This window comes from Asticcacaulis sp. (genome assembly GCF_047605585.1).
Taxonomy (GTDB): domain Bacteria; phylum Pseudomonadota; class Alphaproteobacteria; order Caulobacterales; family Caulobacteraceae; genus Asticcacaulis.
Window position 1 is genome coordinate 1 of sequence record NZ_JASGFK010000001.1, and the last position, 15425, is coordinate 15425.

A 15425-nucleotide genomic window follows, 5' to 3' on the forward strand; every position below is an offset into this window, starting at 1 on the left:
CTTGCGTGTCGAGCACGCCGCGCAGGATGTGGTAACGGACGCCCGGAAGGTCCTTAACGCGGCCGCCGCGGATCAGAACAACGGAGTGTTCCTGCAGGTTGTGGCCTTCACCCGGGATGTAGCACACGGCTTCGATCTGCGAGGTCAGGCGCACCTTGGCAACCTTACGCAGAGCGGAGTTCGGCTTCTTCGGGGTCGTCGTGTAGACGCGGGTGCAGACGCCGCGGCGTTGCGGGCAGCCCTTCAGGGCCGGGACCTTGTTGCGAACCGGCTTCGGATGGCGCGGCTTGCGGAGGAGCTGGTTAATTGTAGGCATCGTAGGCGATGGCTTTCTTTATGTATGACCTGTGCCGTTTGGCCGAAGCGATCATGGTTTTCAGAAGCTTCCCCCCAAAAACGTGATAGGGCGGAAGCGGCTTGTATTCCGGAGGCCTTTCCGAACAAACGCAAAAGCCGCAACCTGCGCTTTGGAGGTTACGGCGGGGACACAGCCCCTGCATATCTTCGGTTCGGGACGCGCTTTTAACGGCGCACCTCAAAAATGATCCGCGGGCTATAGAGGAAGCGCACCTGAAGGTCAAGGCGATTCACAATTTTCCTTAAAGCGCCTGCCATAGGCTGGCTATTTCGACTTTCATTATTTTCTCTTTATAAAAATTACCGGATAAGAACACCTGCTCCATATCAAGCCTCCAGCCATGCGTCTTATCGAAGCCTTACGTACCCATACCCGCCTGCAGCACGAGGCCCTTCATACGCATCCCCTGCTGAATGGCCTGTCCGACACGTCCCTTACCCTTACGGACTTCCATCATATCCTGCTGGCCTTCGAAGCCTATTACACCCATGCCGAGACCGCCTGCCTGGCCGGCTGGCCGGAAGACGTGCCCAATGCCCCCGTTCTGACCTGGCTCGGCAGCGACCTGGCCCAGCACCGGCTGGAAAGCTGCGCGCGCCATATCGCCTTTGTGCACCCCCCCATCGATACGCGCTCGAAACTGGCCGGCTATCTCTACACCAAACAGGGCTCGACCCTCGGCGGCCACGTCATAAGCAAGCATCTGGAACGCCAGCTCGGCCTGATTCCGCGCCTCGACCAGTGGTTCTTCGCCGGCTACGGCCACGATAACGGCCCGCACTGGAAGACCTTCACCACCTATATCGAAACGCTCGGCGACGCCCTCAATCCCGAGGAAGTGCTGACCAGCGCCCGGCGCGCCTTCGAGACCATCGCCTGGTTTTGCGATTCCCTGTTCGACCTGAAGCAGGCGGGCAGCCCCCTCGCCCGGACGGCGCGCCATGAAGCTTGACCCGCGCACAGAGCTGACCGAGGCCGAACTGGAAGACGCGCTCAAGGAATGCGCCAAGGAACCGATCCATATTCCCGGCTCGATTCAGCCTTACGGCATGCTGTTCGTTCTGGAAGGCGATGACCACCGCGTCATACAGGTGTCTGAGAATGTCGGGCGCTGGCTGCCGCAGCTGAGTGTCGAGGCGGTGCTGAACCGTACACTGGGCGATATCATCGGCCGCGAACAGGCCGAGCAGATTCGCCATATCGTGGTCGAGCGCAGCCTGATGCCGATCCAGTCCACCATCATCAAGATCGACGACCTGTGGTTCGACGCCGTGGCGCACCGTGTCGACGACAATATCGTGGTCGAGCTGGAAATCGTCGACGATAAGAAATCTCTGGTGCGCGACTTCTTCTACGACGAACTGCGCGATTTTGCCGTCGGCCTGCGCAACGCCACCACCCTGCCCGACCTCTACGACTTCGTCACCCAGAAGATCCGCGACATCACCGGCTTCGACCGCGTCAAGCTCTACAAGTTCGATGAAAACTGGAATGGCGAGGTCGTCGGCGAGAACAAGGCCGAATACATGCCGAGCTATCGCGGCCTGCACTTCCCGGCCTCGGATATTCCGGAGCAGGCGCGCAAGCTCTACATGACGAACTATATCCGCCAGATCGCGGATGTGAGCTACGCCCCGGTGCCAATTATCCCGCCGGTGCATCCCGATACCGAACGGCCGCTCGATATGAGCTTAAGCGTCCTGCGCAGCGTTTCGCCGGTCCATGTCCAGTACCTGGCCAATATGGGCGTAGCCGCCTCGATGTCGGTATCGATCATCCAGGATGGCAAGCTGTGGGGGCTTGTCGCCTGCCACCACAATGTCGGCTATCACGTGCCCTATCGTGTGCGCATGGTCTCCGAGATCATGGGCCACATTTTCTCGGCACAGCTGTCGTCGCTGGAAGGCCTGCGTGACCGGCATGAGCAGGAAAAGCGCAACCTGATCGTCGAGCGCCTGACCGCCGGCCTCAAGACAGACTTCAATCTCGAAGAACTGCTGAAGGGCCGCCAGACCCTGGCGCTCAGCGCCCTCAATGCCACCGGTATGGCGGTGATGACCCGCAAGCGCCTGCTGCGCTTTGGCGAAACACCGCGCGAGGAGACGATTCACCGCCTGGCGGACTGGATACAGGCCCAGACCAGCGGCATCTATCACACCCAGGAAGCCGATCAGGCCTGTGCCGCCGATCCGGACCTGTGTCACCTCAAGGGCGGTTTCCTGGCGGCCCCGATCAGCGTGGCCAAGAAAGACTACATCATCTGGTTCCGCGGCTCCGAACAGCAGCAGGTCAACTGGGCCGGCACACCAGAAAAGACGCCGGAAAAGACCAAGGCCGGTTACCGCCTGATGCCGCGCGCCTCCTTCGAGCTGTGGAAGGAAACGGTCCAGCACCGCTGCCGGCCATGGACGCGCGACGACGTGGAGACCGCGCAGAACATTGTGCAGGTCGTGCTCGAAGGCGAGCGCCTGTCGGCCGAACACGCCAATGTCGCCAAAAGCGAATTCCTGGCCAATATGAGCCATGAACTGCGCACGCCGATGAACGCCATCGTCGGCATTGTCAGCCTGCTCGATCGCGGCACCCCGCTGGACGACAAGCAGAAGAAACTGCTGGGCGTGCTGCGCCTGTCCTCGGATTCGCTGCTCAATCTGATCAATGACCTGCTCGACTATGCCAAGATCGAGAGCCATGAACTGGTGCTGGAATCGGCGCCGATGAACATTGCCGACATCGTCTCCGAGGTGGGTTCGATCATGAGTATACGCGCCGCCGAAAAGGACCTGATGCTGAACATCAAGTGCCCGCCGCGCCAGGAACTGCATGCGCGCGGAGACGCGATGCGGCTGCAGCAGGTGCTGACCAATCTCGTCAGCAATGCCGTCAAATTTACCGACGAGGGCTTCGTCAATATCATCGTCCGCACTGAGCCCCGCGACGACAATCAACGGCTGGTCCTGATCGATGTCGCCGATTCCGGTATCGGCATGTCCCACGGTCAGGCAGAGCGCATCTTCGACAAGTTCGTCCAGGCTGACCCCAGCATTTCGCGTCGCTTTGGCGGCACGGGCCTGGGCCTGGCCATCACCCGGCAGCTCACCGAACTGATGGGGGGGACGATCAGCGTCTCCAGTCGCGAAGGCCTCGGCAGCCGCTTTACCGTGGCCCTGCCGATGGAATTCCAGCCGGCGCCGGCCATCGAGGCCGCCAATGACGCCGGGGCTTCAGGCCATTCGACAAAGACGGATGCCCGTGGCCGCATCCTGTTGGCGGAAGACTATGAAGGCAATGTGGTGGTTGCCGTCGCCATGCTGGAAGACCAGGGCTATGCGGTCACCGTGGCGCGCAATGGTCAAGAGGCGCTGGACGCCCTCGATTCTCACAAATTCGATCTGGTCCTGATGGATGTACAGATGCCGGAAATGGATGGTTTCGAAGCCACACGGCGCATCCGCGCGGCGCAAAAGACTGGTGACCTGCCCGACATGCCGGTCGTGGGCGTCACGGCCAACGCCCTGGCTGGCGACCGGCAAAAGTGCCTAGATGCCGGTATGGACGATTATCTGGCCAAGCCGTTTACACCCGCCCAGCTCGAACATGTGGTCAGCAAATATCTCGACCCGAAGGTCGCCGAATAGTCATCAGGCCTGCTTCGATTCCGGGATTATCGTGGCGTCCAGAATTTCAGCTGTTCACCGGCCGGCTCAAACGTCGCAGAGGCAGAGCGACGGCGGCCAGATTATCTATGACATTCGCCGGCTTTTGCTCAACAAACAGATTTTGCAGAAACAGAACACCAGCCGGGCGGGCATTGGCGAAATGGCGTGGGGACCACATGAACATCTACCTTTCAACGCGTGAGGCTTCTGACCTCTTGGCATTATCATGCGCGCGGAAACTGTAAGTTTGGCAGACGATTCCCCGCCCCGTCCATAAGCGGAAAATAAATCCGCTCCAAGCAAGCTTATGACTTCATTACACTTTACTTGCCATTACGGCATTTCACCCCGACGTCCCCTCACCTATCCCTGAATGACAGTCAATAATGGGAGGTTCCGATGGCTAGAGGTATTTTATTATGGCTTCTGGGGGTGCCGATCCCCGTCATCATCATCCTGGCCCTTTTGTTTCGCTAAGGGAGGCAGATCATGGCACTTCCCGATCCGATCGCACCGACCGATGGCCCGAATATGGAATCTTCCCAATCCGGCATCCACTGGGCCTCCATACTGGGTGGCGCTGCCGCCGCGGCCGCCATATCCGCCCTGCTGCTGCCCCTGGGTTCGGCCCTCGGTTTTGCCTCCACCAATGCCTATAACCCCGGCGCCAGCCTCATCACCTTCTCAGCCGGCATGGCTATCTGGCTGGTCATCATGCAATGGATATCGTCCGGTGTAGGCGGTTACATTGCCGGACGCCTGCGGGTGAAATGGGCCGATACTCACAGTGACGAGGTATTTTTCCGTGATACCGCCCACGGCTTCCTGGCCTGGGCGGTGGCAACCCTGCTGACCCTGGGTGTTGCTCTTTGCGTGGCGACCACCGTGGTCAAGACGGGTGTCGAGGTGGCAGACGATATGCCCTATTATGCCGACAGCCTCTACCGCAGCAGCACACCAATCATCGCTACGGCTCCGGAAGCCACGGCGGAAACGGCGCGCATTCTCGCAAAGGGCGCCAGGGAAGGTGTCGTCTCGCCTGCGGACAGGGCCTATCTGGTAAGTCAGGTCGTTACCCGCACGGGCCTGTCTCAGGACGCGGCCGAACAAAGGGTCAGCGGCACCCTGACACAGATCGATACCGCCAGAAGCAAGGCCCTGGCAACGGCGGAAACCACACGAAAGGCCATGGTCGCGTTCCATACGGCCTTAACCCTTTCGCTGCTCATCGGCGCCTTTATCGCTTCGGTCTCCGCTGCCCTGGGCGGCAAGCTGCGCGATAATTATTAGAAGTGCTAGGGTATCAGCGCCTGGAAGGCGGCCGCCTCACAGCTTTCACCCCCACAGGCGGGAATAGTCACTGGGGCCGTATCTCCGGCCGCCAGATCCGTCAGATTGCGGATTTCTTCCAGGGACTGGGCACGATAACGCACACGCACCGTCTCGGCGCCGCTGGCATCGCGCCACTTTTCGAAGATCAGCGCGCCACCTGGCGCCGGGTCATTCTGCGCCAGGCCGGGCGCCTGGAAATTGATGTCCAATGCGCCAGCCACCTGGGCGATATTAGTGTCGTGCCCGACCAGCACCGTATAGACGGCTCCATTACCGAAAAGGCCGGCCTTCACTTCGTCCAGCAAGGGCTTGGCGCCGAAGCGCGCAATCGCCTTCGGCCGCGCAATCGTATTGAATTCCAACGCATGAAGCACCGACAGATCGGCGATTTGCGCCGGTGTCACCTTGCCCCAGCCGACCTGATCCATCGGCTTGCCATCGGTATATTCCAGCAGCAGAATCTGGGCCAGGGTCGAAGCGGTATCGAGCCCGCCGGCAATCTTCACCCGGCCTTCCTTGTCGGCAAAGCGCGTCGGCTGGGCGGTCAGGTCACAGGCCGCGGCGTGACAATCCAACATGCGGGTCAGGAGTGCCAGACGGGTGTGGTTGTCGGCATCAAGCCGTGCCAATCCACCGGTGGGCAAGGCATCCTGAGCTGCCTTCTCCGCTTCACCCGGCATCATTTTGGCCGTGCCCTCAAACGGCGAGAAACGTGCATCAACCTGCCCATCGCCGGCGTTTTCAACCGTCACGGCACAGCCTGGCAACAGGGTATCGGCATAGGCCGAGGCTGTTTTCAGCGTCCGCTGGTCGGTATCGGCCACCACGCGCACACGCCCCTTCTCCGGGCAAGCATTACCCAGCAGCGAACCATAGCTCTGGCGATCAAACGCCCCCAGCCTGTTGATCGCCTTTTCACCATGAGCGGTCAGCCAGCCTGCCGGCACATCCCATTTCGGCCATGCCTGCGACGTATAGACCGGCGGCAGCGGCTGGTCTTTCGTAGGCGGGCGCACGCCATGACGCATAATCACAACAACATGTTCGAGCGTCTCCTGTGCACCGGCAAAAGTGGGGACAGTCATCCCCAGACAAAGAGCGGCGGCGAGCAAGCACGATTTCGACATGGAATACCTCACAAAAACATACCCGCCTGTTACTCGCACCATATGACAGATTGACGACAGAAAACCCATTTGGTCCGCCTGTGTCGTCGCCGATGAAAAGAAAAAGCGGATGGCATCCCTGCCATCCGCTTTCATGTCTTGTGTCCGTCTGAAGCTAGTACCCCGAGCTGGAATAGCTGCTGCTCGAATAGCTGGACGATTCCTCATGCCAGCCGCCATCGCGGTCGCGCCAGCCATAGGCGACCACCTGGCCGATATGCCAGTGGCCGTCATCGTCCTGCCAGCCCACGGCGCGCGGACGGCCATAGTGCCACTGGCCCTGGTCGTCACGCCAGCCTTCATCGGGCCGTGCCGGCTGGTCCGAGCCATAGCGGGAATCAGAACGGCTATCGGCATAAGGGCGAGCCGGAGGCAGGGGTGCCGTATTGTCATAACCCGAGTCGGATGGGCGGCTCTGATAGTCGCTGTTGTCGCTGTAGGCCGGATCATAGCGGCTGTCATCGGCGCGGCTATAGGCGTTATTACCCGACGGCGCGTCATAATAGACATTGTCGTAATAGCCGCTCTGCGGGCGATCGCGGAAGTACAGCACCTGATAGCCATCCGGCGCGGCCGGCGGGGCATAGTACTGGCCCTGGCGATAGGCATAATAGGCGCCATTATAGCATTTCACTGACGACTTGCCGACCTGGTTGCCGATTACGCCACCGATGACCGCGCCGCCAACCGTGCCAAGGCCGCGTTCATGCTTCGAAACCTGGCTGCCGGCCAGGCCGCCGACCACGGCGCCGATCACTGCGCCATTGGTGCCGGCATTGTCCTTCTTGGCGTAGCAGTAGCCGTCATAGGACTTGGTGTCATACTGGGCATGCGCCGCAAACGGCGTGGCCAGGGTGGCCGCCATCAGGCCGAGCACGGCCAGCGAGGGCGCCAGATATTTTTTATGCTGAGTCATCTCAAGGTTCTCCTCCAGGCGCAAAGCCTTTGCCTGCCAGCCTGAACCTCGGAGTATAAGTATGCAATAAGGCGCGCTTGCGGCGGGAATTCGCTTATTCCGCAGGAACTTCCAGCGCGTTACGATGCAGGCCCGCTTTCAGCGCCGCCTTGTCCAGTTCGCCTTCCCAGCGCGAGACCACCACGCAGGCCACGCCATTCCCTACGAAATTGGTCAGGGCGCGGCATTCGCTCATGAACTTGTCGATGCCGAGCACGATGGCCATGCCGGGCACCAGGGCCGGATTGACCACGGCGAGCGTCGCCCCCAGCGTGATGAAACCCGCGCCGGTCACGCCCGATGCGCCCTTCGAGGTCAGCATGGCCACGCCCACCAGGGTCAGTTGCTGCATCAGGCTCAGTTCAAAACCCAGGGCCTGAGCAATAAACAGCGAGGCCAGGGTCATATAGATATTAGTGCCGTCGAGATTGAAGGAATAGCCGGTCGGGATCACCAGCCCCACCACCGGTTTCGAGCAGCCGAGCGCCTCCATCTTGCGCATCAGGTTCGGCAGGGCGCTTTCCGAGGACGAGGTGCCAAGGATGATCAGCAGTTCGTCCTTGATATAGGCGACGAAGCGCAGGATCGAGAAGCCGCATAGCCAAGCGACCGCCCCCAGCACGACCACGACAAACAGGATGGACGTCAGATAGAAGGTGCCGATCAGCATCAGCAGCGAACCCAGAGCCGCTGCACCGAACTTACCCAGCGTATAGGCCATGGCCGCGCCGGCACCGACGGGCGCCAGTTTCATGATCAGGGTGATGATGTCGAAAATGATCTTCGCCCCCTGATCAATCAGGTTGCGGATTTCCTGCACCGGCGGGCCGATGCGCTGGAGCGCGAAGCCGGTCAGGATGGCGACCAGCAGCACCTGCAGGATATTGCCCTCGGCAAAGCCGCTCAGGAAGGTGTCCGGGATCAGGTGAAGAAAGAAGTCGACCAGGGTTTCATGGGTTTCCGGCGCCACGAATTTCGCCACGGCCGCGGCATTGCCGGCGGCGTGCATACCGGCGCCCGGACGCACCACATTGGCGACGATCAGGCCCAGAATGAGCGCCAGGGTCGAGATCACCTCGAAATAGGCGATGGCCTTGACGCCGACGCGCCCGACCTGCTTCGCCTCATTGACCTGGCCGATACCGGAGACCACCGTGCAGAAAATCAGCACGGCGATAGTCATCTTGATCAGCTTGACGAAGCCGTCGCCAAGCGCCTTGACCCAGGGCTGCGCGGCCACCTCGGGCCAGATCAGGCCAATGGCCGCACCGATCGCCACACCGAACAGCACCTGCACATAGAGATGGGAGTAGAAGGGTTTCCGTGTCGCTGCCATAAGCCGCCCCTGTTTGTCATTGGCGGACAGTCTATAAGCGGTTAGGCTGGATCACAATGCGCGAAATACGCCGACTGACCTTGACTGAAATGAACGCCTTGCCAGCTGGCCTGCTGTCGCGACTGCCGGTGGCCGAGGTGCGGCTGGTGAACGCTCATCACTGGGTCTCCTGGCTGGCGCAAGGGATCGGGCGCGGGCCGCAGATCGTGGTGCGCGGGCGGCGGATTTTCTGGCCACGCCTCCTGCCGGATTTCAGCGACAATCCGCTCGCCATGAGCCTGCTGGCGCATGAGCTGGTCCATGTCTGGCAATACGAAACCGGCATGACCCTGTGGTCCTATATCCAGCGCGAACGCGGACATTACCATTACCGTATCGACGGCCGTGACTACCTGGATTACGGCTATGAGCAGCAGGCGGCGATCATGGAGGACTGGATGCGTCTCCGTGCCGGACTGGCGCCGAGATACAGCGCGGTTGATATGGCCACACTGGAGGAGACCCTGCCATTTCTATAATCGACAACACTCCCGATCTCTGGCTAATGAGGCTGCCGGCTTTAAAAGCCCACGGCAGCAAGTATGACCGCGGCCATTGTATCGTGCTGGGCGGGCCTGTGGCCTCGACCGGGGCGGCCCGGCTGGCGGCGCGGGCGGCCCTGCGTATCGGCGCGGGGTTGGTTTCGGTGGCCTGCGATCCGTCGAGCCTGATCGTCTATGCCACGGCGCTGGAGGCCGTCATGACCAAGCCGGTGAAGGACGAGGCCGCCTTTGCCGTGCTGATCGGCGATCCGCGCGTCACCAGCCTGATCATGGGGCCGGCGGCGGGCGTTAATGAGCGCACCCAAGCGCTTGTGCTGGCCGCGCTTAAGGCGGGCAAGGCCTGCGTGCTCGATGCCGACGCCCTGACCGTTTTCAGGGATGATCCGGCCGAGCTTTTTCAGGCTATCCGCTCCCCCGTTCTGCTCACGCCGCACGAAGGCGAATTCACAAGGCTGTTCGGTCCGATCGGAAATCGCGAAACCGCCGCTCAAAACGCCGCCCAAACCAGCGGCGCCGTCGTGCTTCTGAAAGGCCGCGATACGGTCATCGCCGCGCCGGACGGCCGCCTCGTAATCAATCGCGACGCGCCGCCAACCCTTGCCACCGCCGGTTCCGGCGATGTTTTGGCTGGTTTCGCTGGCGGACTGATGGCGCAGGGCATGCCGGTGTTCGAAGCTGCCTGCGCCGCCACCTGGCTACATGCCGAATGCGCCCGCCGGTTCGGTCCGGGCCTGATCTCGGAAGATCTCAGTGAAATCCTGCCCAAGGTTCTGGCCGACCTCAGAAGCCGTTGACCGACACCAGGAAAATGCTCGTCACCAGCACGGCAAAACTGACCGTGGTGGTCAACCACAACAGCAGCGTCTTGATAATGGCGCCGAAAATGCCGGAACCATAGGCGCCGCGCAGGGTCATGAAGATGTTGATCGGTGTCCAGATCGTCAGCACCAGAAAACCAAAACTCATCAGATTGTTCGGCAGGGCCAGCACAAGGGCATTGGTAAAGAAGATAAAGGACATCAGGTTGCACGCCACCAGGAAGTGGTCGAACAGAAAGAACTGGCGGCGGTAAAAATACAGCATACCCAGCACCAGTGTCATCAGCGGCAGGAGCAATACGGCCAGCCGATGCCCCCAGCCAAACATGGTCAGCATCAGGGCTTCGGGATTCTTCAAGGCCTTGTTGATCTTCGCCTGAAGGGAGCCCTCACCGCTTGCCTCGTGACCCAGGGCGGTAACGGCTTCCTCCTCGTCATCCAGCACCGCCATGCCCCTGGACTTCAGTTCCAGATCCTCGATCGCAGCCTTGATGGGATCGGCGGCGATTGCGTCATATTCCGCTTTCGCCGCTCCCTGCCGTTTTGCGTAATTGGCCTCGATCGCCTGCCGGTCAGCCTCGGTTTTCGCCGCTTTCAGGTCCGTCGACTGCTTCTTTTGCAGGGTCGCGGTCGCCTCGGCATAGTCACGCGCCGCCTTCTTCAGCAATGCCTCACCGTGCGTTTTTACCGCTGCGGGATTATGCAGGGCTTGCGCATATTCGTCGGTCTTATGCTCGATTTCCTTGGCCAGATGGTGTGTCAGCCCCTCTGAAACGAAGATAAAGATCAGCAACGCCACCAGAAAGGTACGGAAAGGCGGCACATGGCGCGCCAGCCGCCCCGTCATATAGTCCCTCGCCAGGGTACCCGGCCGGAAAAACAGCGGCGGCAGGGTGCGCCACAGGCGGCCATCGAGATGGAACAGGCTTTCGACGGAATCGACGATCATATGCAGGATATGGCGGTGGTGATTGCTGGCGTCCTGACCGCAGGAAAAGCAATAACGGCCCTTGAGTTCCGTCTCGCAATTCAGGCACTTTTGCCCCGGTTCCGGCACAAATGCCTTGTGCCTGCCGAAAAACGAGCCCAGCCCGTCCAGAGTCAGCAGTTCAACCTCTTTCACGCTCCACGCCCCCGGTAAAAAGATGCCCGCCGCAAGGATTAGGTGCGGCGGGCATTTTGTAAAGCGGTTTCAGCAGAGATCAGATGGCGCAGACCGCCCCTGTACCCTTGAGGCCGCAATAGCCTTCCGGATTCTTGGCCAGATAGCCCTGATGATAGCCTTCCGCGAAGTAGAAGGGCGCATCCGGCATGATCTCGGTGGTGATCAGTCCCTTGCCCATGGCGGTCAGCGTCTTCTGGAAGGCGGCCTTGCTGGTGACAGCTGCATCGTACTGCTCATCCGTCCTGGCGAAAATGGCCGAGCGGTACTGCGTACCGATATCGTTGCCCTGACGATAACCTTGAGTCGGGTCATGATTTTCCCAGAAAACCTTCAACAGTTGCTGGAAGCTGATCTTTTTCGGATCATAGACGACGAGTACGCCTTCGGTATGACCGGTCTGGCCGGTGCAGACCTCCTTGTAGGTCGGGTTGGGCGTATAGCCGCCGATATAGCCGGCGGCGGTGACGTAGACGCCGTCCTGCTGCCAGAACTTGCGCTCGACGCCCCAGAAACAGCCCATGGCGAGGACAACCGTTTCCATGCCGGCCGGATAAGGCCCCTTCAGCGGCGTATGCAGCACGAAGTGGGTTTCCTCGGTCGGGATGGGCTCATTGCGGCCCGGCAGGGCCTGGTTGGCGGAAATCATCTGGGATTTAAGGCCGAACATGTTGTTTTCCTTTTCGTTGCGCCGAATATACGCGCTTGCCGCCAATATAGTTACAAAAAAAGCGGTGGTAAGAGGCAAACTCCCCTTGCTCATTCGCGCGGCATGGGTATAAAGGCCGCCTTCCGCGCACTGCCGACCCGGTGCGACTTGATGGATGGACAGATGGCGGAGTGGTCGATCGCGCACGCTTGGAAAGCGTGTGTACGTGCAAGCGTACCGAGGGTTCGAATCCCTCTCTGTCCGCCATTCCTGTAAAATGCCACACCATGGCTGCCTCAGCATCATAAGCAGGCGGTAATTGCCTCCTTTAAAAAAGCATGAGACTGTGGTTTGCCTCAGGAGGCTGACATGCAAGAAGCTATTGGCGGTATTGAAAGTGCAGAGAACCTGATCCCCAGGATCAACACTTTTGCAAACACCATCACAACCAGGGTGGCAAAGGGCGAGCTGGACCCCGCGCAGGCCGCCGACGATATCGCCGAGATGATCCGCGCCGCACTGGCAGGCGATACCAGTTTCGAGACGCTGCTCGATCTGTCCCAGAGATAGACCAGGTTACCGCTATTGACCTCCCGCATAAACGCAGGCATACGGCCGCCATGTGCAAGATTATTCATCCCGTTAATTGGCAGCAGAACCAGAATAGCTAATTCTGGGGTGCCTCGCTGCGCCCATCAGAGGGTGTAGCTCAACGGTAGAGCACTGGTCTCCAAAACCATTTATCGCAGTTCGATTCTGCGCTCCCCCGCCAAATTCGCCTGACCACTGCAGGTTCAAGCCTCGCCGGTCCAGCCATTCAGCCTTCGTCTAGCGGTAGGATACCTGACTTTGACTCAGGGGAGCGTGGTTCGAACCCACGAGGCTGAACCAACTAAGCCATCAGGCTTAACTTGTACTTGTCTTCAAATCCCTGGATGGCGGCCCTGACTTCGGCGCCCATCATCAGCAGCTCGTTATATTCGCGTGACTCGAACGACGTGTCCGCGCATGCACTCCTGGAAATATTAATGGCTGACAGCTTCTCGAACAGAAGATCGATCACAGCAGAATCAACAGCGATTTCCGCAGTCGTGACACGACCGGCAAGCACTGCAGACGAGCCCGCCAGCGCTTCGGTGATTTCATCTATACGTGTCAGGCGGTCATGCATGCCGGCGAATCTCTGAAGGTTTGCCCTACCCCCTGTATGCGACCCTAACACTGAAGGCTGGGTTAAAACCGGCAGGGCCTCATGTGAAGATCTGTTCCATACGCAAAGACCGGGTCAAGGAGCCAGTCAGGGGCATGACCGCCAGATTAAGCATCAGTATGCACCACCAGGGCACATCTCCGAGCTGTGGGATACGCAGCAAAGCCGCCAGATGGTCATCGAAGCAATACCAGAGAAAAAACATGAAACAACGCCACACAGGTAAAGAACGATCTTGTCCTGCAGGTAAGGCAAATCAAAGGCTGAATAATTTGCAGAATGCGTAGAGAGGTTACACATCGCAACTAAGGGCCGAGTTCGTTAACTGAGCTTGCGTTTTCTCACAGCCTGACGATGGGATATGCCCCGCTCATAATTCTCATCCGGAAAACGCATGGTTTGTTGATGCGCCCCCTGCCACCATGGGATGGAAAACAGGAGGCAGTCATGATCATTACGGACGACATCCAGATTATCAAGGCGCAGATGGCCGCGTTCCTGCTGGCCTTCCGGCTGGAAGACCGTAATGAGGATATTTCCCTGGATATGATCGAACTGGTGGCCCTGCGCATGCGTCGACGCGAGGATGCCGATGTCTTTCAACTGGGGCTTTTCGTCCGGACCAACCTGGCCTGTTTCGAACTGGGCACCCTCTCCTTCCCGGACATCCATGCCCGTTTCATGGCGGCCGCCCTGGCCGCTTCCGTGGGCCCGGCTGAATTCACCGAAACCCTGTATCTCGGCACACGCGGCTGCCAATCCTAGAGCACTTTCCTTGAGCGCCAATCTGATACAATCAGATCGGAAAACGCTCTAGCCCAATCGCCACAGTCCTGCACCATGTGACGGCACGGTCGCGATAAAACGCCCGGTGGCCGGAGCGATATCCGCCTTGGCCCACAGATCGCGAACTCTGGCCGTCTTCAGACCAAGCCGGCCCAGGTCGATGCTGAGATCGGCCGGCTTGTCGGTCGTATTGAATAGCGCCAGATAATGGTCGCCATTCTCCGCCCGCGCCGTCCAGACACGCTGACCATCGGCCAGGAAATGCGGCTGGTTGTCATGGCTTTTCTGATTGACCGCCAGCACTTCGTCATTGGTCAGCAGGTCGAGCGTCGGCTGATCGAGGTGACGCAGATCACCGCCCATGATGAGCGGCGAACGCGCGATCGACCACAGGGTCATCAGGGTCTTCTGCTCATCGGGCGTAAACTTGGTGTCGCGATTGCCGAGGGCCAGACGGCCGAGCGGCAACATGTCGGCATCGGGCCAGCCGCCGATCGTGCGATGCTCGTTCCAGTTTTCCAGACGGGTGAACTGGTTTTCCAGCATGGTCCAGTCATCCCAGAAGTCGTCGCTGATCCGCCACATCTGGGCGTATTTGCGCACGTGGGCCGCGCGCGGCACCGGCGTCTCGCCGGGCGACAGGCTGAGAATAATCGGCCGGCCGCTCTTGACGATGGCGGCGTGCGCGCCCTCGATCTCCGGTGCGTGGGCATCATAGGGCCGGCTCATATCGTCCATCTTGACGAAATCGACGCCCCACGAAGCATAGAGCGCGAACACACTGTCATAATAGGCCTGGGCGCCCGGCTTAGACATATCGACGCCGTACATATCCGGGTTCCACGGACAGGTGCTTTGCGTATTGGCGATATCCTGCGCGCGGACCTTCGTGCCGAAGACCGGCAGGTTGCGCTCGACCGCCAGACGCGGAATGCCACGCATCAGGTGGATGCCGAATTTCATGCCCAGAGCGTGGACCTGATCGGCGATCGCCTTGAAACCCTTGCCTTCAGCCGCCGAAGGGAAGCGGTTGGGCGCCGGCAGGAGACGGCCATAACCATCCAGGGTCGGCACCGGTTTTTCGTTATAGACGTAGCTGGTGGCCGCCGGATCGTACCACTGGATATCGATGGTGAAGATGTCATAGCCGTGCGGCTTAAGCTTTTCCGCCATGATATGCGCGGTTTCCAGCGCCTGGGCTTCGTTGATGGTGGTGGCGAAGCTGTTCCAGCTGTTCCAGCCCATCGGCGGTGCAGGCGCCAGAATCGGGGCCGAAGCTGCCGCAGCCTGCGTCGCTGAACCCACCAGTACTGGCAGCGCGCCCAAACCGATCATCAGGTGGCGTCGATTGGCGGTCATCGTCATGGTATACTCCCGTTCTTATTGTCTGAGGAATAGCAGGTTAAATCGGAAAATCCAGTGCCTCAGCGTTTTATGGAGAATTTACAGCCA

The 15425-nt window shown here is 60.0% G+C and carries 17 protein-coding genes and 3 tRNA genes; 10 read left to right on the plus strand and 10 right to left on the minus strand.

The window, feature by feature from the left end; genetic code table 11:
* On the minus strand, positions 1 to 316 hold a 316-nt coding region (gene rpsL, locus QM647_RS00005; protein WP_414993416.1), incomplete at its 3' end, for a 30S ribosomal protein S12.
* Between the two features lie 382 nt (positions 317 to 698).
* Between rpsL and QM647_RS00010 the strand changes: the two genes are divergently transcribed.
* Positions 699 to 1310: a biliverdin-producing heme oxygenase gene (locus QM647_RS00010; protein WP_414993417.1), complete on the plus strand. Its 612-nt coding sequence runs from the start codon at positions 699 to 701 to the stop codon at positions 1308 to 1310.
* A complete protein-coding gene (locus QM647_RS00015) occupies positions 1300 to 3996 on the plus strand; it encodes a response regulator (RefSeq protein ID WP_414993418.1) in 2697 nt (898 codons plus the stop codon). The genes QM647_RS00010 and QM647_RS00015 overlap by 11 nt, the downstream gene beginning before the upstream one ends.
* Positions 3997 to 4042: 46 nt before the next feature.
* On the opposite strand, the gene QM647_RS00020 is transcribed toward QM647_RS00015, so the two are convergent.
* Positions 4043 to 4195, minus strand: a complete 153-nt coding sequence (locus QM647_RS00020; protein WP_414993419.1) for a hypothetical protein — start codon at positions 4193 to 4195, stop codon at positions 4043 to 4045.
* A gap of 311 nt (positions 4196 to 4506) precedes the next feature.
* Between QM647_RS00020 and QM647_RS00025 the strand changes: the two genes are divergently transcribed.
* Positions 4507 to 5307, plus strand: coding sequence for a hypothetical protein (locus QM647_RS00025; RefSeq protein WP_414993420.1), 801 nt, complete (start codon positions 4507 to 4509; stop codon positions 5305 to 5307).
* Positions 5308 to 5312: 5 nt separating this feature from the next.
* Here QM647_RS00025 and QM647_RS00030 read toward each other — a convergent pair whose 3' ends face one another.
* The 3 genes from QM647_RS00030 to dctA all read right to left on the minus strand — a co-directional run bounded on the left by QM647_RS00030 (position 5313) and on the right by dctA (position 8806).
* Complete coding sequence (locus QM647_RS00030; protein WP_414993421.1) at positions 5313 to 6476, minus strand: histidine-type phosphatase; 1164 nt, start codon at positions 6474 to 6476, stop codon at positions 5313 to 5315.
* Between the two features lie 154 nt (positions 6477 to 6630).
* Positions 6631 to 7431, minus strand: a complete 801-nt coding sequence (locus QM647_RS00035; RefSeq protein ID WP_414993422.1) for a glycine zipper 2TM domain-containing protein — start codon at positions 7429 to 7431, stop codon at positions 6631 to 6633.
* Between the two features lie 94 nt (positions 7432 to 7525).
* Positions 7526 to 8806, minus strand: a complete 1281-nt coding sequence (gene dctA, locus QM647_RS00040) for a C4-dicarboxylate transporter DctA (RefSeq protein WP_414993423.1) — start codon at positions 8804 to 8806, stop codon at positions 7526 to 7528.
* A gap of 56 nt (positions 8807 to 8862) precedes the next feature.
* Between dctA and QM647_RS00045 the strand changes: the two genes are divergently transcribed.
* Both QM647_RS00045 and QM647_RS00050 read left to right on the plus strand, forming a co-directional pair.
* Positions 8863 to 9324, plus strand: coding sequence for a hypothetical protein (locus QM647_RS00045; RefSeq protein ID WP_414993424.1), 462 nt, complete (start codon positions 8863 to 8865; stop codon positions 9322 to 9324).
* Positions 9325 to 9350: 26 nt separating this feature from the next.
* Positions 9351 to 10142, plus strand: coding sequence for an NAD(P)H-hydrate dehydratase (locus QM647_RS00050; protein WP_414993425.1), 792 nt, complete (start codon positions 9351 to 9353; stop codon positions 10140 to 10142).
* Here the strand turns inward: QM647_RS00050 and QM647_RS00055 are convergent.
* On the minus strand, positions 10129 to 11289 hold the full coding sequence (locus tag QM647_RS00055; protein ID WP_414993426.1) for a DUF3667 domain-containing protein: 1161 nt from the start codon (positions 11287 to 11289) through the stop codon (positions 10129 to 10131). The two genes, QM647_RS00050 and QM647_RS00055, sit on opposite strands and share 14 nt — an antisense overlap.
* A 79-nt stretch (positions 11290 to 11368) precedes the next feature.
* Positions 11369 to 11998: a peptide-methionine (S)-S-oxide reductase MsrA gene (gene msrA, locus QM647_RS00060; protein WP_414993427.1), complete on the minus strand. Its 630-nt coding sequence runs from the start codon at positions 11996 to 11998 to the stop codon at positions 11369 to 11371.
* A gap of 156 nt (positions 11999 to 12154) precedes the next feature.
* Between msrA and QM647_RS00065 the strand changes: the two genes are divergently transcribed.
* The 4 genes from QM647_RS00065 (at position 12155) to QM647_RS00080 (ending at position 12868) form a co-directional block, all read left to right on the plus strand.
* Positions 12155 to 12244: transfer RNA gene (locus QM647_RS00065), tRNA-Ser, on the plus strand.
* Positions 12245 to 12346: 102 nt separating this feature from the next.
* Positions 12347 to 12547, plus strand: coding sequence for a hypothetical protein (locus tag QM647_RS00070; protein WP_414993428.1), 201 nt, complete (start codon positions 12347 to 12349; stop codon positions 12545 to 12547).
* Positions 12548 to 12675: 128 nt separating this feature from the next.
* Positions 12676 to 12749: transfer RNA gene (locus QM647_RS00075), tRNA-Trp, on the plus strand.
* Between the two features lie 45 nt (positions 12750 to 12794).
* Positions 12795 to 12868: transfer RNA gene (locus QM647_RS00080), tRNA-Gln, on the plus strand.
* 1 nt (position 12869) lies between these two features.
* On the opposite strand, the gene QM647_RS00085 is transcribed toward QM647_RS00080, so the two are convergent.
* Together QM647_RS00085 and QM647_RS00090 are read right to left on the minus strand one after the other, a co-directional pair.
* Positions 12870 to 13148, minus strand: a complete 279-nt coding sequence (locus tag QM647_RS00085) for a hypothetical protein (RefSeq protein ID WP_414993429.1) — start codon at positions 13146 to 13148, stop codon at positions 12870 to 12872.
* Positions 13149 to 13227: 79 nt separating this feature from the next.
* Positions 13228 to 13392, minus strand: coding sequence for a hypothetical protein (locus QM647_RS00090; protein ID WP_414993430.1), 165 nt, complete (start codon positions 13390 to 13392; stop codon positions 13228 to 13230).
* A 242-nt stretch (positions 13393 to 13634) separates the two neighbouring features.
* Here QM647_RS00090 and QM647_RS00095 point away from each other — a divergent pair, with 242 nt between their 5' ends.
* The gene (locus tag QM647_RS00095) at positions 13635 to 13952 is read left to right on the plus strand and encodes a hypothetical protein (RefSeq protein WP_414993431.1); all 318 of its coding nucleotides are present in this window, start codon (positions 13635 to 13637) and stop codon (positions 13950 to 13952) included.
* Between the two features lie 48 nt (positions 13953 to 14000).
* Here QM647_RS00095 and QM647_RS00100 read toward each other — a convergent pair whose 3' ends face one another.
* The gene (locus QM647_RS00100) at positions 14001 to 15338 is read right to left on the minus strand and encodes a glycoside hydrolase family 27 protein (RefSeq protein WP_414993432.1); all 1338 of its coding nucleotides are present in this window, start codon (positions 15336 to 15338) and stop codon (positions 14001 to 14003) included.
* Positions 15339 to 15425 lie beyond the last annotated feature (87 nt).

Bases quoted from the DNA above. Each gene is read 5' to 3' on its own strand.
- QM647_RS00085 (WP_414993429.1), bottom strand. From the start codon at position 13,148: ATGCATGACCGCCTGACACGTATAGATGAAATCACCGAAGCGCTGGCG.
- QM647_RS00095 (WP_414993431.1), top strand. From the start codon at position 13,635: ATGATCATTACGGACGACATCCAGATTATCAAGGCGCAGATGGCCGCG.
- QM647_RS00090 (WP_414993430.1), bottom strand. From the start codon at position 13,392: ATGTTTTTTCTCTGGTATTGCTTCGATGACCATCTGGCGGCTTTGCTG.
- dctA (WP_414993423.1), bottom strand. From the start codon at position 8,806: ATGGCAGCGACACGGAAACCCTTCTACTCCCATCTCTATGTGCAGGTG.
- QM647_RS00045 (WP_414993424.1), top strand. From the start codon at position 8,863: ATGCGCGAAATACGCCGACTGACCTTGACTGAAATGAACGCCTTGCCA.
- QM647_RS00030 (WP_414993421.1), bottom strand. From the start codon at position 6,476: ATGTCGAAATCGTGCTTGCTCGCCGCCGCTCTTTGTCTGGGGATGACT.
- QM647_RS00020 (WP_414993419.1), bottom strand. From the start codon at position 4,195: ATGTGGTCCCCACGCCATTTCGCCAATGCCCGCCCGGCTGGTGTTCTG.
- QM647_RS00035 (WP_414993422.1), bottom strand. From the start codon at position 7,431: ATGACTCAGCATAAAAAATATCTGGCGCCCTCGCTGGCCGTGCTCGGC.
- QM647_RS00050 (WP_414993425.1), top strand. From the start codon at position 9,351: ATGAGGCTGCCGGCTTTAAAAGCCCACGGCAGCAAGTATGACCGCGGC.
- QM647_RS00025 (WP_414993420.1), top strand. From the start codon at position 4,507: ATGGCACTTCCCGATCCGATCGCACCGACCGATGGCCCGAATATGGAA.
- QM647_RS00100 (WP_414993432.1), bottom strand. From the start codon at position 15,338: ATGACGATGACCGCCAATCGACGCCACCTGATGATCGGTTTGGGCGCG.
- QM647_RS00010 (WP_414993417.1), top strand. From the start codon at position 699: ATGCGTCTTATCGAAGCCTTACGTACCCATACCCGCCTGCAGCACGAG.
- QM647_RS00015 (WP_414993418.1), top strand. From the start codon at position 1,300: ATGAAGCTTGACCCGCGCACAGAGCTGACCGAGGCCGAACTGGAAGAC.
- QM647_RS00070 (WP_414993428.1), top strand. From the start codon at position 12,347: ATGCAAGAAGCTATTGGCGGTATTGAAAGTGCAGAGAACCTGATCCCC.
- msrA (WP_414993427.1), bottom strand. From the start codon at position 11,998: ATGTTCGGCCTTAAATCCCAGATGATTTCCGCCAACCAGGCCCTGCCG.